We start from the raw sequence: 18,916 nt of genomic DNA, 5'->3' as shown, positions 1-18,916 counted from the left end.
ACGTTCTTAGACCAGGTCCAAAAATAAAAACCCCCGGCTTGCTGACGCGAGCCGGGGGTTTTTCGCGATCTGGCCGCGCTTATTTCAGCGCGTAGATAGCCGGCAGATTGCGCCAGGCGCCGCGCACGTCCATGCCGTAGCCGAACACGTAGCGGTCCGGCACGTCCAGGCCGACGAAGTCAGCCAGCATCGGCTTTTCCTTGCTGATCAGCTTGTTGGCGAACACGCCGCTGTAGAAGGCCTTGGCGCCCATGGCCATCACTTTGTCGCGGATCGCCGCCATGGTGTGGCCTTCGTCCAAGATGTCGTCCAGCACCAGCACCACGCGGTCGCGCACGTCTTCCTTGGGCGCCTGTTTCCATACCAGTTCGCCGCCCTGGGTCTTGTCGCCGTAGCGGGACACGTGAACGTAGTCGAAGTCCAGCGGGAAAGCCAGGCGCGGCAGCAGCTGACCGGTAAACACCACGGCGCCGCCCATCACGGACAAGACCAGCGGATAGGTTTCGCCCAGTTCCTCGGTAATTTCCACCGCCATGCGGTCAACGGCCGCGCTGACTTCCTCGGCGGTAAACAGCACGTCGGAGCTGTTGATCAGGCCACGGGCCTCGGCAATATTGGGCATGATGACTCCTTGATTCACACACGCAAACGCCGCTTTGAAGCAAGCGGCGTGATTGAAAAAACGATTAGTTCTTGGCCAGCGACCGCAGATAGGCGGCGAACTCGGCGCCCACCTCGTGATGCTGCAAGCCGTAATTGACCGTGGCTTTAAGATAGCCCAGCTTGGAGCCGCAGTCGTAACGCACACCCTTGAACGGCAGCGCCAACACCGGCTCGTCCTTCATCAGCGCCGCGATGCCGTCGGTCAGCTGGATTTCGCCGCCGGCGCCGGCCGTGGTGTTGACCAGCTTGTCGAAAATGCGCGGGGTCAGGATGTAACGGCCCACCACCGCCAGATTGGACGGCGCCGCTTCCGGGCGCGGCTTCTCCACGATGTGCTCCACCTGCTGATGGCCGCGCGCGTCCGGCGCCACCTTGACGATGCCGTAAGAGCCGGTCTCCTCCGGCGCCACGGTTTCCACCCCCAGCACCGAGGTGTGGGTTTCGTCGAACAGCTTGACCATTTGTTCCATCGCGCCCGGCGCGCCTTCGATCAGGTCGTCGGCCAGGATCACCGCGAACGGCGCGTCGCCCACCACCGGCCGCGCGCAGAGCACGGCGTGGCCCAGGCCCAGCGCCTCGGTCTGACGGATGAAGATGCAGGACACCGACGGCGGGATGATGCCCTGCACGGTTTCCAGCAGCTTCTGCTTGTTCTTGTTTTCCAGTTCGGTTTCCAGCTCGTAAGCCTTGTCGAAATGGTCTTCGATCGAACGCTTGTTGCGGCCGGTGATGAAAATCAGCTCGGTCATGCCGGCGGCGATCGCCTCTTCCACCGCGTACTGGATCAGCGGCTTGTCCACCACCGGCAGCATTTCCTTGGGGCTGGCCTTGGTGGCCGGCAGGAAACGGGTGCCCAGCCCGGCGACGGGGAAGACCGCTTTCGTGATTTTTTTCATGCCCATTCTCGTTAACAAGCGTTGACAGCCGCGCATTCTACCGCGCCGCGGCCCGCTGGTGAAAGTCCCGCCTCACAAAGCGGCGGCAAAACGCTGAGCCAGCGCCTGCGCCGCGCCTTCCAGCACCGGCCCCCAGACGCCGGCCTCGGTCTGGCGCCAGACCCGCATCGAGTCGTACCACGGCGCGCGCTCGCCGGCGGCCAGGAAGAAGGGCGCGCTTTCCGCGCGCATCAACACCCAGACCGGCTTGCCCATCGCACCGGCCAGGTGGGCGACGGCGGTATCGACGGTGATCACCAGATCCAGCTCTGCCACCCAGGCGGCGGTGTCGGCGAAATCGTTCAAGGCCGGCGTGCTCAACAAACCTTGCAAAGCCGAAGGCGTCGTTCCCGGCTGCAAGGACACGAAATCAATGCCGGGCAGCCGGCACAAAGCGGCGAAGTCCTCCGGCGGCACCGATTTGTGGCGGCGCCAGTGATCGGCCTTGCCCACGCCCCATTGCCCGCTCTCCCACACCACGCCGACGCGCGGCCGGCCGCCGTCGCGCGCCGGGACCGCGGCCGGCACCGCGCTCAGATAAGGCTGGCCGGACAGATTGTCCAGCGTCACGCCCAGCGCGCCGGGCAAGGACATCAGCGGCAGTTGCCAATCGAAAGCCGGAGCGGCCTCCGGCTCCAGCAATTCCACGCCGTCGAATTGGGCGAACAGGCGATGAAAGGTTTTGGGGCAGGCCAGCAGCAGGCGCGCCCGCGGATGCTCGGCCCGCAGCCGCGGCAGGAAGCGCGCCATCTGCAGGCTGTCGCCCAGGCCCTGTTCCGCCCACAGCAGCAAGGCGGACGCGTCCAGCGCCTGGCCCTGCCAGCGCCGTTCGCGGTGACGCGGCTGCAGGATGGCGTCCCAGCGCGCCTCGTAATACGGCCAGGCCTCGGCGTAGCGCCCGGCCAGCAATAGCGCGATGGACAAGCTGAAGCGCAGATTGGCGTCGTTCGGGTCCAGCTCCAAACCGCCTTGCAACACGGCGATGGCGTCGTCCAGCAGCAAGGCGCAGGTGCAGGCGTAGCCCAGGTTGTTGCAGCGCGCCGGGCTCGCGCCGGCCAGCTCGATGGCGCGCAAATGGCAGGCGATGGCCTCCTGGTATTGCAGACGATGTTGCAAGACCACGCCCAGATTGCTCCAGGCGTCGACATGCTCGGGCTCCGCCGCCAGGGCCTCGCGCAGCAGCGCTTCCGCCAGTTCCAGTTCGCCCAGTTCCTTGAGCAGCACCGCCAGATTGCACTTGATATTGACCGACTGCGGATTGAGCGCGGCGGCGGCCAGGTAGTCGTCCAGCGCGCGCGCGCTGTCGCCCTGGCGCAGACGGGCGTTGGCGCGGTTGGCCAGCGCCTGCCAATCCTTGGCGTTCCGCCTCAGACATTGATCAAACGCCTGCTCCGCCTCGCGCCAGCGGCCCTCCGCCGCCAATCTATTGCCTTGTTCGAAAGCTTGGTCCGCCGTCATCTGTTCCGTTCCTTCTTAAATTCCTGCCACGGAAAAACAAAAACCGATTTAGCCACGGAAGCGCACGGAAGGGCATGGAAGGCAAACCCTTTAGCCACGAAATCCACGAAAATAACAGCAGCCTTTGGTTTGGTCCGTGTTTTTCCGTGTGCTTCCGTGGCAAAAAACATTTCCCGCCGAGGCTACAGGCTCTTCAGTCACTCACCGGCCAGCAAGGCTTGCAAGCCGGCCTCGTCCAGAATCGCCACGCCCAGTTCTTCCGCCTTGGTCAGCTTGCTGCCCGCCTCCGCCCCCGCCACCACGTAATGGGTTTTCTTGGACACGCTGCCGGACACCTTGCCGCCGGCGGCTTCTATCAATTCCTTGGCCTGGTCGCGGCTCAGCGTCGGCAAGGTGCCGGTCAACACCAGGGTCTTGCCTTCCAGCACGCCGGCCGCCGCCGCTTGCGCCGGCAGCGCCGCCAGCATCTCGTCGACCAGGGCGGCGAGCGCGCGCAGGCTGTCGCGCTTGCCCGGCAGGTCCAGCCAATCGGCCAGCGCGTTGATCACCTCGGCCGGCAATTCCAGATCCAGCAGCGCGCGCCGTTCGCGCCCGGCCAGCGCGGCCAGGCCGTCTATCTGCGCCGCCAGTTGTTGGCTGCGCACCTCGGTCAGACGCGGAATGTCCAGCCGCGCCAGCAACACGGCCGGCTGAAGACGCTCGGCCAGGCGCGGCGACGGCGCGTGCTCGTCGGCCGGCGCCACATGGCTCAACAAGGCGTCCAGCGCGGCTTCGTTATTGGCTTCGGCGAAGAAGTCCGCCAGCGATTCCGCCACCACGCCGCCGATGTCCGGCAGCGCGGCGAACAAGGCCGCCGGCGAACGACGGATCAAGGCCATCGTCCCCAGCCAATCGGCCAGGGTCTTGGCGGTGGATTCGCCGACATGGCGGATGCCCAGCGCGAACAGCAGCCGCGCCAGCGGCGGCCGCCGGCTGGCGGCGATCGCCTCGATCAGGTTTTCCGCCCATTTGCTGGCCACCTTGCCGGCCTTGACGGTTTCCGGTGTCGCGTCCTCGTCCTCGTCGGCGCGGCGCTTCATTTCCAGCAAGTCTTCCAGCGTCAGCCGGTACAGATCGGCCACGCCGCGCACATAGTCGTACTCCACCAGCTTGTCGATATAGCGTTCGCCCAGGCCGTCGATGTCCATCATCCGGCGGCCGGCGAAATGCTGGATCGCCTGGCTGCGCTGCGCGCGGCAAGACAGGCCGCCGGAGCAGCGCGCCACCGCCTCGCCCTCTTCGCGCACCACGTGGCTGCCGCATACCGGACAGGCGCCGGGCAGCCGATAGGCCGGATGCTCCGGCTCACCGAACAACTGCCCGTCCGCGGCCGGCAACATGGGCCGGCGCTCCATCACCACGGACACCACTTCCGGAATCACGTCGCCGGCGCGGCGCACGATCACGGTGTCGCCCACGCGCACGTCTTTGCGCCTCGCCTCGTCCTCATTGTGCAAGGTGGCGTTGGTGACGGTGACGCCGCCGACGAACACCGGCTTCAGCCGCGCCACCGGGGTGATGGCGCCGGTGCGGCCCACCTGCTCCTCGATCGCCTCGACCTGGGTCAAGGCTTCCTCAGCCGGGAATTTATGGGCAATGGCCCAGCGCGGCGCGCGCGACACAAAGCCCAGCTCGTCCTGCAAGGCGCGCTGATTGACTTTGTACACCACGCCGTCGATATCGAAAGGCAGGCCGGGGCGGCGCTGCTGTACTTGTTCGTAATAGGCGATCAAGCCGTCCACGCCGCGCACCACCGGCCGCAGATCCTCGGCCACCACCGGGAAACCCAGCGCCCGCAACCAGGCCATCTCCCCGCTGTGGCTGGCCGGCCAGTCCGCGCCCTCCACCTGGGCGATGGCGTAGGCGAAGAAGGACAGCCGGCGCTGAGCGGTAATGCGCGAATCCAATTGACGCAAGCTGCCGGCGGCGGCATTGCGCGGATTGGCGAAGGTTTTGTCGCCGCGCGCCGCCTGCTCGCTGTTGAGCTTGTCGAAATCCTGCTTCAGCATCAGCACTTCGCCGCGCACTTCCAGCAGGCCGGGCGTGGCCGCGCCGGCCGGCAGCCGCAGCGGAATCGCGCGCACCGTGCGGATGTTCTCGGTGACGTTCTCGCCGGTCACGCCGTCGCCGCGAGTGGCCGCCTGAACCAGCACGCCGTCACGGTAAAGCAGGGAGATCGCCAGGCCGTCGAACTTGGGCTCGGTCGCGTACTCCACCTCGGCAAGATCCAGGCCTTTGCGCACCCGCTCGTCGAACTGCAGCAGCTCTTCATGGCGCTGCTCCCGCTCGCTCAGCTGCATATCGGAAAACGCGTTGGACAGCGACAGCATGGGCACGCTGTGGGTCACTTGCTGGAATTCGTCCAACGGCACGCCGCCGACGCGGCGGGTGGGCGAATCCGCGCTCGCCAGTTCCGGATGCTCCTGTTCCAGTTGTTGCAGCTCGCGGAACAGGCGGTCGTATTCGGCGTCCGGCACGGTGGGGGTGTCCAGCACATAGTATTCGTGGCCGTAGCGGTTCAGCAGTTGATGCAGTTCGGCTACGCGCTGTTGCGGAGTTTGGGCGGTCATGTTCAGTCGGACTCAAACAGAAAAAGCCGGCGTGGCGCCGGCCTTGGAAACGGAGGATTATCGAGCGGGCTTATCACCCCAGTGTAGCGGCTGGACAGCAAGGCGACACCAGGGCTTCCCGCCGGTTTCAGGCAAACAGTCTCAACGCGGCCACGCTGCCGGGGGCGATGCCGCGGTCGTCCATGCTGCCGTAGATGTGCAGCAGCTGGTCGCGGATGCGGGTCAGGCCGGCGTCGGACAGCGGACGGCGGTTGTCGTCCACCAATTGGGCGTCGAACTCCTGCGCCAGCTGGCGCGCGAAGTAAACGGCGCGGTCGAACACCTCGACGCCGCCGGCCACGCGCGGCACGTCGAACAACAGCGTCAGCGCCGGGAAGGACTTGTCCAGCAAGGTGTGGAAGGTGAACGGCATCTGGTCCGCCGCCATCAGCGAATACAGGGTGTTGCCGGAGTCCGCCAGATAGTGGAAGGCGCCGTCCGGCTCCAGCTGCAGGCCGGCGGCCTCGGCGAAGCTGCGCAGACGGGTGCCTTCTATCGGCCCCTGCGGCACGATGTTGATGCCGATCAGCACGTCCACATCGGCGCAGAAGCGGTCCAGTTCGCGCGCCGCCACCAGCTTCTGCTGGCGCTGCGGGAAACTGACCGCGGCGTCGTGCTCCTCGGCGAAGCGCGACACCTGCTGGCAGAAGCCGGCCAGTTCCTGTTCGGTCACCGCGCCGCTGCGGTCCACCATCTGCATGCTGACGTTGATCTGCTTGTAACGGGTGCCGGGCAAGGCCTCGGCCGGCTTCCACAGGCCTTTTTCGGTGCGGCCGATCAACTGTGTGCGCTTGCCCACGTTGAAGCGCGGAATCGCCGCCAGCTCGTGCGGCGCGTGGAACACCACCTCAGCGATGAAGTCCAGCGACGGATCCAGCATCGCCACCACCAGCGCCTGGTGATCGGCGGAGTCCATCTGCGGGATGTCCTCCTCTTCCTCCACCACCGGCACAGCGTCGAAAACCGCTTCGCGCGGACGTTCGGTCTCGGCTCGCGCCGGCTCCGTGGGGATGTGCGGCTCGAAATAAGCGGCGGCGTAATCGTCCGGCTCCGGTGCGGCGTCCACCAGCACCGGTTCCATCCGGTCCTGCTTCACGCCGTCGCGCACATTGTTCTTGGGCACGTCCAGCAACACGTCGTCGTGGCCGCGCGTGAAGGCCTGGCGAGTCTTCTTGCGAAAACGCCATTCCTGGAAAGCATTGAATCCGTAAACCAGGGCGATCACCGCGCCGCCCAGTATCAACACACCAATCTGTAATTCGCTCATCAGCCAGTCCGCATTAAGGCGAATAATCGAAGCCGTCGGCAGCTCCCTCGCCGCGCGCCGGCGCATCTTTCAATGCGCGATGCGGCGTCTTTCGGCAATAGCCAGGCCGACAGCCTCCCTTTAAGTATTCGGCAACAAAACCGTTCGAATCTGGCGTTTCGGCCAGTCGAGAACGGCGATAGACCACGGTTATTATAACGAAAGCCTCAGCTTGCGCACCATTTGGCGGCAATTTAGCCGTAAATGCCTTGCCGCCAGCCTAAATCAAGCCGAGGCGATAGCTGATGCGGGCAATTTGGTGCTTCAAACCGGGTTCGCAACCTGAATTGGATGCCGAATCGCCCCTGCTGGTTCCATCGGACCGCGTCGAACCGCCCCAGTCGGCAGTTCGGCGCCGCGAGTCAGGCCCGCCGCAAGCGAGCCAAATGGAAGCGGAACGTCATTTTCAGGCCCATAAGGTCCGGTAGATGACATTTCTGACAGGGGCGCTCTGAAATATCTCGTGCCAGAATATTTCGTGTTCATGCAAATGAATGATTCCAAATCGTCTTAAACACTGCTTAGGAAAGCAAGGGATAGATCGATGAAAAACACTTCTCAAGCCAGTTTCCTTCCGGTGGTCCACGAGCTGGCGCGCACCTACCAGGCATTCGAACAGTTTGCCAGCCAGCACATTCGTCAGCTGGGCCTGACTCCGCCGCAATTCGACGTGGTCGCCACGCTGGGCCACAGCAAGGGCATGAATTGCAAGGAGCTGTCCGACCGCACGTTGATCACCAAAGGGACGCTGACCGGCGTCATCGACCGGCTGGAAGACAAGGGTCTGGTTACCCGCACCATGCAGCCCAACGATCGCCGCAGCGTGTTCGTCTCCTTGACCCAACACGGAGAACGCCTGTTCGACCAGGCCTTCCCCGCTCATATCGACTATATGCAGATCGCCTTTAAACGCTTTGGCGAACACGACCTGTCCGGTTTCTGCCAGGAATTGGGCCGCCTGCGCGAAGGCTTCAGCCTGGCGTTGGAAGAACAGGAAGAAGTCACGGCTTAGGATTTCTCCTGCCGTAACCGCCTTTACCCGGCGGCGAGGCGCGCGGCCCCGCAATGCGGTCCGCCCCTCGCCGCCATTGCGTTTTCAGCGCCGGCCGCGCACACGGCTCAAGGGCTCTGAAACCGCACCGGCACCGTCAACACCGAATCCACCGCCTGGCCATTGCGCTTGGCCGGCGCAAAGCGCCAGCTTTCCACCGCGGCCTTGGCCGCGCGGTCCAGCCGCGGATAGCCGCTGCTGACCGCCACCGTCACCTCGCCGGCGCGGCCGGCGGCGCTAACGCTGACCCGCAGCAAGACCGTGCCCTGCTCGCCGTTCTCCCGCGACCGCTCCGGATATTCCGGCCGCGGATTGTTCAAATATTCGGCGCGATACAAGGCCACGCTGTCCTGTCCGCCGCCCCTTGCCGCGCCGGAAGCGCTTTGCGTCGACGCCGAGCCGGCCGGCTCGCCTTCCACGACGCTGGAGCCGCCTCCAAGCGCCGTCGGCAACGATGGACGCTGCCGCGGCGCGGCCGCAGCCGGCGGCGCCACAATAGCCTTGGCAATGGGAAGGCGCTTGGACTGCGGAGATTGGCGGCGCGGGGCCGGCGACGCTTTGGCCGCTTCCGTCCTAGCCCCTACGCCATCGGGAACGCCGGCGGCCCGCGGCGCCGGCAGGCTTAGCGTCAGTACCGCGGCGCGAGCAGAAGGCCGCGGCGCGAACGGCCGCCAGCAAAACAGCAACAAGGCGTGCAGCAGCAAAGACGCCAGCAAGGCCCAAGCCCATCCAGGCCGCGCGCGCATCGCTCGCCTCAGCAGCGCATCCGGCTGCCCGGCCGGCTGTATTGCCACCAGGCCACCAGCATGGACACCAGATAAAACACAAAGAACATGCCGAAGGCCGGCAGGAAGCTGCCGAAGGCGGCCAGCGCGCTGCCGAAGGACTTAGGAATCACGAAACCGCCGAAGGCCGCCATCACCGAGCTGACGTTCATCGCCGACGCGCCGCGGCGGCCGCCGCGCGCATAGGCATCGGCGATGTCCAGGCCGGCGGCCTTGGCCCCTTGGCCGGCCTGCAACAGAAAGACCTTGGGCGCCAACTGGAAGGAAGATCCGTTGCCGACACCCGCGGCGAAGAAGATCAGCTGGAACATGGCGAGGAACAACCAGAACGAACCGCCGTTGCCGGCGGAGGGCATGCTCAGATAGACGCCGACGGTGGCCAGCGCCATCACCCCGTTGCTGAGCATGGTGGCGATGCCGCCGCCGATGTGATCGCCCATCCAGCCGCCCAGCGGCCGCGACAAGGCGCAGACCATGGGGCCGATGAAGGCGTAAGGGGTGACGTCGACCAGCGGAAACATATTGCGCGCCAGCAAGGGAAAGGCGGCGGCGAAGCCGAGGAAAGTGCCGTAGCTGCCCATGTACAGCAGGCAGATATACCAGGTGTGCGGGTCGCGCATCGCGTCCAGCTGGTCATGCGGCGTGATGCGCAGCTTGGGCAGATCATGCGCGTACAACAGGCAGGCCAGCGCGATGATCACGATGAAGGGCAGCCATAGATAGCCGGCGTTCTGCAGCCACACCGGGTGAACGACGCCGCCGACGCCCCAGATCTGCGGTCCGCCCGCCTCGCCGAACAAGGGCAGCAGAATGACCACCGGAATCGCCAGTTGCGCCACCGACACGCCCAGATTACCCAAGCCGGCGTTCAAGCCCATCGCCAGCCCCTTGGCCGCCTTGGGAAAGAAGAAACTGGTATTGGACAGATGGGAGGCGCTGGCGCCGCCGCCGATGCCGCACAGGCCGGACACCAGCAGCAAGATGGGAAACGGCGTAGAAATGTCCTGCACCACCGCGGCCACGCCCAAAGCCGGCAGCAAGAGCAGCAAGGTGGAAATGCCCAGCCACAGGCCTCCGCCCACCCAGCTCCAGATCCACGAGTACAGCAGCCGCATCAGGGCGCCGACCAGCGGCGGGATAGACACCAGCAGGAATTGCTGCTGATTGCTGAGCGCGAATCCGACCGCCGGCAGATTGACCACCACCATGCTCCACATCATCCAGATATTGAAGTTCAGATGCAGCGACAGGATGGACAGCCAGAGATTGCGATTGGCGATGCGCCGCCCGCGGCGCAGCCAGAAGATAGGGTTTTCAGGTTCCCAACGCTTGATGCTTACGGTCATGCCCATTCATCCAGCAATGATATCGCCCGACGGCCGCTGCCGTCGGGAAGCTGCGCAGTATGCCATCCGCGCGCGCGGCCCGGTTTGCGCGCCGTCAAACTGTAACTGACGACAATAGTCCTCACCAGCCTGTTTAAACGATGACTAACAAAAACCTGGCCGACGCCAAGCGGACTTTGCCATTGCCCCAAGCGCTTTTTCAAAAGCTCGCCAGCGAGGGCGAGGCAAGGCCAAAACCGCTGAGAAAGCGGAATGTACGCGTGGTACATGAGCATTTCGAAGCGGTACTCACCGTGTAACGCTCCACGACGCGCAGCAGATCGTAAACAGCTTCTTAGGCGGTTTCCCGCATTTTCAACGCTTCCACGATGTCCACCGCCACAATGCGGCTGACGCCCTGCTCCTGCATGGTGACGCCCACCAATTGCTCGGCCATTTCCATGGTCAGCCGGTTATGGGAAATATAGAGAAACTGCGTGCGCTCCGACATCTGCTTGACCAGATCGCAGAAGCGGCTGGTATTGGCGTCGTCCAGCGGCGCGTCCACCTCGTCCAACAGGCAGAACGGCGCGGGATTCAGAGAGAACAGCGAGAACACCAGGCTCATCGCCGTCAACGCCTTTTCCCCGCCGGACAGCAGGTGAATGGTGCTGTTCTTCTTGCCCGGCGGCTGGGCGATGATCTGCACGCCGGCGTCCAGCAAGTCCTCGCCGGTCAGCACCAGTTCGGCGCGGCCGCCGCCGAACAGCGTGGGGAAGAACTCGCGCATCTTGGCGTTGACCGCGTCGTAAGTGGCTTGCAGCATTTCGCGGGTTTCGCCGTCTATCTTGGCGATGGCCTCCTCCAGCGTGGCCATCGCCTGATTCAGGTCCTCGGACTGAGCCGCCAGGTAATCGCCGCGCTTCCGGGCTTCGTCCAGTTCTTCCAACGCGGCCAGGTTGACCGCGCCCAGGCCTTCCAGCGCGCGCGCCAGCCGCGCGATCTCGGCGGCCAATGCGTTCGGTTTCACCGCCTCGCTCAAATCGGCCATCAGCGCGGCCTCGTCGACGCCGGCGCTGGCCAGTTCTTCGGCGAAGCGCTCCATCGCCAGCCGCGCTTCCTGGTGTTTGAGCAACCAGTCCGAGCGCGCTTCGCGCAGCGCCGGCAAAGCGGCGTTGGCTTGCTGTTGTTGATGGGTCAGTTCGCGCAGCTTCTCGGTCAGGCCGTTTAGCCGGTCGCGCACCGCGCCCAGACTGTGTTCTCGTTGTTCCCGCTCGGCCAGGGCCAGTTGCAAGGCCTCCTCCGGCACCGCCTCCTCCACCGCCTCGGCCTCTTCGGCCAGGGTTTCCAGGCGCTCGGCCAGTTGCTGGTCGCGCTCGTCCAGTTCGCGGCCTCGCCGCGCCAGCTCCGCCACCTTCTGCTCGGCGGTGCTCATTTCCAGCTTGATCTCGTGCAGCATGCGCTCGGCGTCGCGGGTCTTGTTGCGCGCCAGTTGCAAGCCGGTTTCGGCGTTGAGCCGGTCCACGCGCATGTCTTCCAGCTGCACCGTCAGTTCTTCCAGCGTCAGCGCCGTCTCTTCGCCCAGCATTTCGGCCTCGGCGATGCTCTGACGCGCCAGTTCGCCCTCTTCGGCGATGCGGCCGCGCTCGGCCTCGATCGCCGCCAGCCGCGCCGCGCCCTGCCGCGCGGCCTGATCCAGCTTGACGTGTTCCAGCGTCGCCGCGTTCAGCTCCGCTTCCAAGCGGGTCAGCGCGCCCTTTTGCGCGCGCACCGCCTCGGCCAGCATGCCGCCGCGGCTTTGCAAGGATTCGCGGCGCCGCTGCAAGGCGTCGATTTCCGGCGACAAGGCGTCCAGCCGCGCCTGCGCCGCTTCCAGCAGCGCCTTGCGCGCCATCAGGCCGTCGCCGCTGGCTTCGGCGTGCAGGCAGAGGCTGGCGGCGTAAACGCGGTGGCCCTCCGGCGTCAGCAGGCAGGCGCCGGCCGGCAACTGCCCGCGCATGGCCAAGGCCTCGTCCAGCGAGCCGGCCAGGTAAACGCCGGCCAGCCAGTCCTGCAAGGCCGCCTGGAAGGGCTGGGCGGCGCGCACTTGCTGCAGCAACGTCGGCCACGGGCGCTCGGCCTGCCAATCGCGCGCCGCCGCGCCGTCCGCCAGCGCCAGCGCCGCCGGCGGCGGTTCTCCTTGCAGCGCGGCGGCGCGCGCTGCAAGGCGCTCGCCCAGCGCCGCCTCCAGCGCCGGCTGCCACTTGGGCTCCACCTGCAGGCTTTGCCACAGCTGCGGCGCCTCGGCCAGACCGCGGCGCTGCAGCCAGGCGTCCAATTGTTCGCTGGCCGCCTCGCGCGCCAGCATGCCGGCCAGCGCGGCGGCCTCGGCCTCGGCCCGCGCCTGTTCGCTGCGCAGCCCGGCCAGTTGTTCGTCCAGCTTTTCCCGCTCGGCCGCTAGGTCCGCCTGCTTGGCCTCGTCGGCCACCAGCCGGCTGCGCACCGTTTCCAGCGCCGCGCGCGCGCGTTCCGCTTCGGCGGCGGCGGCTTGTTGCTTCTCTTGGTCCGGCAGGTTCAGATCGCTCAGCTCGCGCCGCAATGCGTCTTCCCGGCCGGACAGTTGTTCCAGGTTGCGGCGCTGATGCTCGCCGTTCTGGCGCGCCAGGTCGCGATCGCGACCGAGCTTGGCCTGCTGCGCGGTCAATCCGTTCAATTGTTGTTCGATGGCGCGGTATTCCGCCTCGGCGGTGGGCAGTTCGTCGGCGCCGTCCTCCAGCGTCATCTGCGCCTCTTCCAGCCGCATCTGCGCTTCTTCCCGCCGCGGCAGCCAATCGTCCAGTTCGGCCTTCACCTGGCCGCGGCTTTCGGCCAACACTTGACGCTCGGTGCGCACGGCGCCCAGTTCGCGGTCGACGCGGGCGCGGTTCTGCTCGCGATGGCGCTGAGCCTCTTCCAGCCGCGCCAGTTGGGCGTTGGCCTCGAACAAGCGCTGTTGTGCCTCGTGCACTTCGTCGCTGGCGGCGAAATGGCTTTCGCGCACGGTTTCGGACTCAGCCTCCACATGGGTGACCGCGGCTTCCAGCGCCGCTTCCTCGGTTTCTATGCGCGCCAGTTCCCCGCGCGCCGCCGCCTCGTTGCGCGCGGCCTCTTCGCGCCGCGCCAAGGCCAGCAGGTTTTGCTTGTGCGTCAGCGCGCCCCGCAGATCGTGGTATTGGGCGGCCACTTCGGCCTGCTCGGACAGCCGCTCCACCTGGCGTTCCAGCTCTTGCCGCAAGTCGGCGATGCGTTCCAGATTGGCGCGGGTGTCCGCGATGCGGTGTTCGGTCTCGCGGCGGCGTTCCTTGTACTTGGACACGCCGGCAGCCTCTTCCAGATAGGCGCGCAGTTCTTCCGGCCGCGCTTCGATGATGCGGGAGATCATGCCCTGCTCGATCACCGCGTAGCCGCGCGCGCCCACGCCGGTGCCCAGGAACAGATCGGTGATGTCGCGGCGGCGCACTTGCTGGTTGTTGATGAAGTAACTGGATTCGCCCTGGCGGGTCAGCACCCGCTTGATCGACACTTCCGCGTACTGGCCCCAGGCGCCGGTGAGCGCGCCGTCGCCGTTGTCGAACACCAATTCCACCGATGCGCGGCTGACCGGCTTGCGCGTGGACGAACCGTTGAAGATCACGTCCTGCATCGATTCGCCGCGCAGCTGCTTGGCCGAGGATTCGCCCAATACCCAGCGCACCGCGTCTATCACATTGGACTTGCCGCAGCCATTGGGGCCGATCACCGCCACCAGTTGGCCGGGCACGGCAATGCTGGTGGGGTCGACGAATGACTTGAAACCGGCAAGCTTGATGTGGGTGAGACGCAAAATGTCCTCGCAATGGCTGGGCGAAAATCGGCATTTTAGCAGTTGCCCGCCTTGGCCGCGCGTCGCGCGCGGACCTGTTGCGCGTCGCGCAGCCGCATCTACCCGGCCCGCCGACTTATGCCATAATGGCCGCATGGAACCGCTATCGTTGTCCAATCAATTCTTGATCGCCATGCCCAATATGGCGGACCCGCTGTTTTCGCGCTCGCTGGTCTTCGTCTGCGAGCACGGCGAGCACGGCGCCATGGGCCTGATCGTCAACAAGCCTTCCGGCATCGCCATGGCGCAGTTGTTCGATCAGATCGATCTGCCGCTGGACGGCGACTCGCTGCGCGCCGAGCCGGTCTACTTCGGCGGACCGGTTCAGCCGGACCGGGGTTTCGTGCTGCACATGCCGGTGGGCAATTGGCAATCCAGCCTGCTGGTCACCGACGACATCGCGCTGACCACGTCCAAGGACGTGTTGATCGCGGTGTCTGAAAACCACAAGCAGCCGGACCGCATGCTGATCACCCTGGGCTATTCCGGCTGGAGCGCCGGCCAGCTGGAGCAGGAGATCGCCGACAACGGCTGGCTGACGGTGCCGGCCCGGCCGGACATCATCTTCGGCCTGCCCTGCGAAGAACGCTACGACGCCGCGATGGCGCTGCTGGGCTTCGATCCCTCGCTCTTGTCCACGGATGTCGGCCATGCCTGAAGGTTGTGCTTTGGCATTCGATTTCGGCGAGCGCCGCATCGGCGTCGCCGTCGGGGACACCCTGCTCGGCATTCCCCACCCGCTCATCACCATAGACACGGAAATCAACGACGCACGCTTCGCCGCCATCGCCGCCTTGATCGCGGAATGGCAGCCGGCGCAGCTGGTGGTGGGGCTGCCTATGCACATAGACGGCACCGAACACCAGATGACGCAGCTGGCGCGCCGCTTCGCCAACCGGCTCAAGGGCCGCTACGGCCTGCCGGTGTGGCTGGTGGACGAAAGGCTGACCTCGGTGGTGGCCGAATCCATGCTGGAAGAAGCCGGCGTGCGCGGCCGCAAGCAAAAGCCGGCGCTGGACCAGGTGGCGGCCCAGGCCATTCTGCTAACCTGGTTCGAGCATCCCGGCCAGGCCGTCTGAGCCCATCATGAAATTCTCGCCGCAAGCCCGGGTCAGCGCGCTGATGCTGGCCTTTCTCGCCAGCCTGCTGGGCTTGATCGCGGTCTTGCTGACGCCCAGCCATCAATTGCGCGAATGGCGCAACGCGCCGGGCCACGTGGAAAGCAGCCGCATGCTGGTGGTGTCCAGCGACGAGCATCCCGATCAGCTGTACTGGCAGCCGCATGTGCAATACCTGTACACGGTGCGCGGCCAGGTCTACCACAGCGACCGGCTGTTCGCCGTCGACGGCGCCCTGCCGGGCGACCGCAGCAACGCCGACGATCTGACGCGGCGCTTCCCCTCCGGCAAGGCGATCACCGTCTACTACAATCCGCGCAGCCCCGCCGAATCCGTGCTGATCAAGGGCGGCGACAGCGATATCGGCAGCGCCAAATTCATCCTGGCGGCGCTGAGCGCGCTGTTCGGCTGGGCGCTGCTGTACCGGCTGCGGGCCAAGCTGCCGCTGCCGCGCCGGCGCATTCACCGAGGCATCCGCGCCCCATGAGCGAAAAAGTCATCGCCCTGCTGGTCATCGCCATCGGCGTGGCCGTTTCCGCCTATCTCTGGCAGCAGTCCGCCAAGGCCCAGCAAGCCGCCGGCTGGCCCAGCGTCGCCGGCAAGATCGTCTCCAGCGAAGTGGACTGGCGCCACGCGCGCGGCGGCGACAGCTCGGACCGTCGGGAATACCGCGCCATCGTGCGCTACGAATACCGCGTGGCCGACGGCGTCCACCGCGCCGAGCGGCTGCGCTTCCCCAACCCCGGCTACGGCAGCAGCGACGAGCAGGCGCGAGAGATCGTGCAACGCTATCCGGCGGGCAAGACCGTGCCGGTGTTCTACAACCCGCAGAATCCCGAAGAAGCCTGCCTGGAGCCGGGCAAACACTGGTCGGCATGGCTGGCCCAGGCCGTTGGCGCGCTGGTGGTCCTTGTCGGCCTGTTCTTGCTGCGGCGCTGAATTCGGACCCGCCCCCAAGCGACGAACGGCAAGAACCGTCCGCCTGCGCCTATCATTACAAAGTCATCTTTCATTACGCCGACGATATCTGTTTTAATTTTTGGCGTAAGCGCTGACAAGAAATGACATTGCCGTCACAATGTCGCCCCAATCCCGAACTTCGAGCCGTTGACCCGATGACACGCGCGCTGTCGACATTGCTGCTGCTGTGCCTGCTCTTGGCCGGCGGCGTCGCGCATGCCGGCTTCCGGACCTTCAGCGAACGGGACGCCGCCGTCTATTGCAGCGCCGACGCCGACCTGGACATAGACCGCGTCGCCAGCGCCGGCTGGCAGACGCGTTTCCAGCCGCTGCCGGACGGCAAACTGGCGCGCGGCTACGGCCACGACACCTGCTGGCTGCGGCTCAAGCTGAGCGATGTGCCGCCCCGGCCCTGGCTGGAGCTGATTCCCAGCTATTTGGCGCGGCTAAGCCTGTATCAGCGGCTGCCGGACGGCGGTTGGCAACGACGGGACATCGGTTCCTGGCGTCCGGTGTCCGCGATGGAGCTGCCGCTGATCGCCGCCAGCTTTTCCCTGCTGCCGCATGAGCAAACGGTCTTCGTCAAAGTCCAGTCGCTGGCCTTGAACGCGCAGCCGCGCCTGTGGAGCGAGGCGGAACTGGCCGCCCACAACAATCAGCGCCTGCTGCAATTGGGTCTGATCTACGGCTATATGCTGACCATGGTGCTGATCGCGCTGGCGGCCTGGCTGATCACCCGCCGGGCGCAGCACGCCAAGCTGTTCGGCTACATCCTGGCGGTGGCCTGCCACCGCTTCGCCACCGACGGCATGGCCCGCCTGCTGCTGTTTCCGGAGCAGCCCCAGATCGCGCTGCTGTGCAATTACGTCGGCCTGGGCGCCGCCGTCATGCTGGGCTGCGCCTATTTCGCCCATCTGCTGGAGCTGAAGCGCGACTACCCCCGCACCTACCGGCTATACCAGCTGCAGGCCGCCGCCGGCGCCGCCACCGTGCTGTGCGCCTTGTTCTGGCCCTTTGGCCTCGCTTACAGCATTCCGGTCACCCTCTACGCCATCATCGTCATCAATCTGCTGACCCTGCCGGTCTGCTGGCGGCTGTGGCGGCGCAACGACAGCGGCGACCGCCTGATCGCGCTGCATCTGCCCACCAATCTGGCGCTCAACATCCCCGCGCTGCTATTGCATCTGGGACACATCCCCTATCAATCCTGGATCCAGGAATACGGCCGCCTGGCCGATCTGCCGCCCATCACCCTGCTCTACATCGGCCTGTTCCTGCGCATGCGCACGCTGGAGCGCGAACGCATCGAGGCGCTGCATCAGGCCAGCCAGGCCCAGGCCGACAGCCTGCGTCAGCGCGAGGCGCGCGAAGAGCAGGCCGATCTGCTGGCGATGATCACCCATGAAATCCGCACCCCGGTGGCCATCATCGACGCCGCCAGCAGCAGCCTGCGCCTGCTGGAAGAGGACGCGCCGGCGCCGCCGGTGCTGGCGCAGCGGCAGGCGCGCCACGAACGCATCCAGCGCGCCTTGCAGCGGATGCAGGAATTGATGCGGCTGGCCGAGCAACACGGCCGCGCCGATGTGAGCGACGCCGGCCTGCACAGCCGCCCGCTGGATTTGCTGGAGCTGACCCGGCGCAGCCTGGAACAACTAGACGCGGACGCGCAGCGGCGCTTCTGGCTGCAAAGCGGCGGCGCGCGCATGCCGCTGTGCGGCGACGACCAACTGCTGACGATGCTGCTGCAGAACCTGATGGAAAACGCCCTGAAATACGCGCACCCGGACACGCCCATCCAGATCGGCGTCCACCGCCTCGCCGACCGCATCGTCTGGCAAATCAGCGACTACGGCCCCGGCATCGCGCCGGGCCAGGAAGAAGCGATTTTCCAGCGCTTCACCCGCTTGGCTGAAACCAGCAACCGCCCCGGCCTGGGGCTGGGCCTGCACCTGGCGCGGCGCATCGCCGTCCAACACGGCGGCGAGCTGGGCCTGGATCCTCACTGGCCGCACGGCGCCAGCTTCATCTTGCATCTACCGAAAGCCGCTCATGACGCACATAGCCTTGCTTGAAGACAACCCGGACCTGCGCGAAGAGCTGCTGTTCCAGCTCAAGCGCTGCGGCTACCAGGCCACCGGCCTCGCCTGCGGCCAGGAGCTGGAACGGCATCTGGCCGAACATCCCTGCCGGCTGCTGATACTGGACCTGGGCTTGCCCGATATCGACGGCATGGCGCTGAGCCGGCGGCTGCGCGCCAGCCACCCCGGCCTGGGACAAGTCATGCTCACCGCGCGCGGCGCGCTGGACGACAAGGTGCAAGGCCTGCAGCAAGGCGCCGACGCCTATCTGGTCAAACCGACGCCGCTGGCGGAATTGCTGGCCACGCTGGCCAGCGTGCTGCGGCGGCTGGACGGCGACGCGGCGGAGCGCGCCGACGGCTGGCGTTACCACGCCGCCAACCGCACGCTGACCGCGCCCAACGGCCAGCAGCTGCACCTGACCCATGCGGAACACCAGGTGATGAGCGCGATGCTGCGGCGCGCGCCGGAACCGGCGCACCGTCGCGAACTGGCGGAGGCGCTGGGCGCCAATTATCTGCACTACGACGAACGCAGGCTGGAAACCCTGATCAGCCGTCTGCGGCGCAAGCTCAGCGGCATCGCGCCGCAACACAACCCCATCCTGGCGGCCAGGGGCGTGGGCTATGGTTTCAGCGAGCCCTGCCAGCCGCTTTGAGGCGGCAAAAAAAAACGCGGCCCGCAATGGGCCGCGCTTGGGCGAAGCAAG

Annotated in this window: 15 protein-coding genes; 7 read left to right on the top strand and 8 right to left on the bottom strand. The window is 66.1% G+C overall.

What is annotated here, in order from left to right; all coding sequences use genetic code 11:
• Positions 1–79: 79 nt before the first annotated feature.
• From DB032_RS02130 to DB032_RS02110, 5 genes are all read right to left on the bottom strand, one after another.
• Complete coding sequence (locus DB032_RS02130; RefSeq protein WP_019103182.1) at positions 80–622, bottom strand: hypoxanthine-guanine phosphoribosyltransferase; 543 nt, start codon at positions 620–622, stop codon at positions 80–82.
• A gap of 64 nt (positions 623–686) precedes the next feature.
• Positions 687–1,559, bottom strand: coding sequence for a UTP--glucose-1-phosphate uridylyltransferase GalU (gene galU, locus DB032_RS02125; protein ID WP_107801619.1), 873 nt, complete (start codon positions 1,557–1,559; stop codon positions 687–689).
• A gap of 72 nt (positions 1,560–1,631) precedes the next feature.
• A complete protein-coding gene (locus DB032_RS02120; protein ID WP_107798068.1) occupies positions 1,632–3,056 on the bottom strand; it encodes a tetratricopeptide repeat protein in 1,425 nt (474 codons plus the stop codon).
• 197 nt (positions 3,057–3,253) lie between these two features.
• Positions 3,254–5,665, bottom strand: a complete 2,412-nt coding sequence (gene ligA / locus DB032_RS02115) for an NAD-dependent DNA ligase LigA (protein ID WP_107798067.1) — start codon at positions 5,663–5,665, stop codon at positions 3,254–3,256.
• A 127-nt stretch (positions 5,666–5,792) separates the two neighbouring features.
• Positions 5,793–6,971, bottom strand: a complete 1,179-nt coding sequence (locus DB032_RS02110; RefSeq protein WP_107798066.1) for a cell division protein ZipA C-terminal FtsZ-binding domain-containing protein — start codon at positions 6,969–6,971, stop codon at positions 5,793–5,795.
• A 583-nt stretch (positions 6,972–7,554) separates the two neighbouring features.
• Here DB032_RS02110 and DB032_RS02105 point away from each other — a divergent pair.
• A complete protein-coding gene (locus DB032_RS02105; protein WP_019103187.1) occupies positions 7,555–8,022 on the top strand; it encodes a MarR family winged helix-turn-helix transcriptional regulator in 468 nt (155 codons plus the stop codon).
• Positions 8,023–8,129: 107 nt separating this feature from the next.
• Here DB032_RS02105 and DB032_RS24030 read toward each other — a convergent pair whose 3' ends face one another.
• From DB032_RS24030 to smc, 3 genes are all read right to left on the bottom strand, one after another.
• Entirely contained in the window at positions 8,130–8,513 is a 384-nt protein-coding gene (locus DB032_RS24030; RefSeq protein ID WP_158274214.1) for an energy transducer TonB, read from the bottom strand.
• Positions 8,514–8,815: 302 nt separating this feature from the next.
• The gene (locus tag DB032_RS02095; RefSeq protein ID WP_107798064.1) at positions 8,816–10,192 is read right to left on the bottom strand and encodes a nitrite extrusion protein; all 1,377 of its coding nucleotides are present in this window, start codon (positions 10,190–10,192) and stop codon (positions 8,816–8,818) included.
• 334 nt (positions 10,193–10,526) lie between these two features.
• The gene (gene smc, locus DB032_RS02090; protein ID WP_107798063.1) at positions 10,527–14,012 is read right to left on the bottom strand and encodes a chromosome segregation protein SMC; all 3,486 of its coding nucleotides are present in this window, start codon (positions 14,010–14,012) and stop codon (positions 10,527–10,529) included.
• A 133-nt stretch (positions 14,013–14,145) separates the two neighbouring features.
• Between smc and DB032_RS02085 the strand changes: the two genes are divergently transcribed.
• The 6 genes from DB032_RS02085 to DB032_RS02060 all read left to right on the top strand — a co-directional run bounded on the left by DB032_RS02085 (position 14,146) and on the right by DB032_RS02060 (position 18,865).
• A complete protein-coding gene (locus DB032_RS02085; RefSeq protein ID WP_107798062.1) occupies positions 14,146–14,709 on the top strand; it encodes a YqgE/AlgH family protein in 564 nt (187 codons plus the stop codon).
• Positions 14,693–15,130, top strand: a complete 438-nt coding sequence (gene ruvX, locus DB032_RS02080) for a Holliday junction resolvase RuvX (protein WP_107798061.1) — start codon at positions 14,693–14,695, stop codon at positions 15,128–15,130. The genes DB032_RS02085 and ruvX overlap by 17 nt, the downstream gene beginning before the upstream one ends.
• A 7-nt stretch (positions 15,131–15,137) precedes the next feature.
• Positions 15,138–15,656: a DUF3592 domain-containing protein gene (locus tag DB032_RS02075; protein ID WP_107798060.1), complete on the top strand. Its 519-nt coding sequence runs from the start codon at positions 15,138–15,140 to the stop codon at positions 15,654–15,656.
• Complete coding sequence (locus DB032_RS02070; RefSeq protein ID WP_107798059.1) at positions 15,653–16,108, top strand: DUF3592 domain-containing protein; 456 nt, start codon at positions 15,653–15,655, stop codon at positions 16,106–16,108. The genes DB032_RS02075 and DB032_RS02070 overlap by 4 nt, the downstream gene beginning before the upstream one ends.
• Positions 16,109–16,284: 176 nt before the next feature.
• Positions 16,285–18,201 carry a sensor histidine kinase gene (locus DB032_RS02065; protein ID WP_158274213.1) on the top strand — a complete coding sequence of 639 codons (1,917 nt, stop codon included), beginning with the start codon at positions 16,285–16,287 and terminating at the stop codon, positions 18,199–18,201.
• Complete coding sequence (locus DB032_RS02060; protein WP_107798057.1) at positions 18,179–18,865, top strand: response regulator transcription factor; 687 nt, start codon at positions 18,179–18,181, stop codon at positions 18,863–18,865. Before DB032_RS02065 ends, DB032_RS02060 begins: the two co-directional genes overlap by 23 nt.
• Positions 18,866–18,916 lie beyond the last annotated feature (51 nt).

Source organism: Chromobacterium sp. Panama, assembly GCF_003052555.1.
Taxonomy (GTDB): Bacteria; Pseudomonadota; Gammaproteobacteria; order Burkholderiales; family Chromobacteriaceae; genus Chromobacterium.
Note: the sequence above shows the minus strand (reverse complement) of the source record. Positions and strands in the feature narration are given on the sequence as shown.

What these genes read in the sequence shown, in the direction of transcription:
- galU (WP_107801619.1), bottom strand. Translation starts at nt 1,559, where the DNA reads ATGAAAAAAATCACGAAAGCGGTCTTCCCCGTCGCCGGGCTGGGCACC.
- DB032_RS02065 (WP_158274213.1), top strand. Translation starts at nt 16,285, where the DNA reads ATGACACGCGCGCTGTCGACATTGCTGCTGCTGTGCCTGCTCTTGGCC.
- DB032_RS02120 (WP_107798068.1), bottom strand. Translation starts at nt 3,056, where the DNA reads ATGACGGCGGACCAAGCTTTCGAACAAGGCAATAGATTGGCGGCGGAG.
- DB032_RS02070 (WP_107798059.1), top strand. Translation starts at nt 15,653, where the DNA reads ATGAGCGAAAAAGTCATCGCCCTGCTGGTCATCGCCATCGGCGTGGCC.
- DB032_RS02130 (WP_019103182.1), bottom strand. Translation starts at nt 622, where the DNA reads ATGCCCAATATTGCCGAGGCCCGTGGCCTGATCAACAGCTCCGACGTG.
- DB032_RS02060 (WP_107798057.1), top strand. Translation starts at nt 18,179, where the DNA reads ATGACGCACATAGCCTTGCTTGAAGACAACCCGGACCTGCGCGAAGAG.
- ruvX (WP_107798061.1), top strand. Translation starts at nt 14,693, where the DNA reads ATGTCGGCCATGCCTGAAGGTTGTGCTTTGGCATTCGATTTCGGCGAG.
- ligA (WP_107798067.1), bottom strand. Translation starts at nt 5,665, where the DNA reads ATGACCGCCCAAACTCCGCAACAGCGCGTAGCCGAACTGCATCAACTG.
- DB032_RS02095 (WP_107798064.1), bottom strand. Translation starts at nt 10,192, where the DNA reads ATGACCGTAAGCATCAAGCGTTGGGAACCTGAAAACCCTATCTTCTGG.
- DB032_RS02105 (WP_019103187.1), top strand. Translation starts at nt 7,555, where the DNA reads ATGAAAAACACTTCTCAAGCCAGTTTCCTTCCGGTGGTCCACGAGCTG.
- DB032_RS02085 (WP_107798062.1), top strand. Translation starts at nt 14,146, where the DNA reads ATGGAACCGCTATCGTTGTCCAATCAATTCTTGATCGCCATGCCCAAT.
- DB032_RS02075 (WP_107798060.1), top strand. Translation starts at nt 15,138, where the DNA reads ATGAAATTCTCGCCGCAAGCCCGGGTCAGCGCGCTGATGCTGGCCTTT.
- DB032_RS02110 (WP_107798066.1), bottom strand. Translation starts at nt 6,971, where the DNA reads ATGAGCGAATTACAGATTGGTGTGTTGATACTGGGCGGCGCGGTGATC.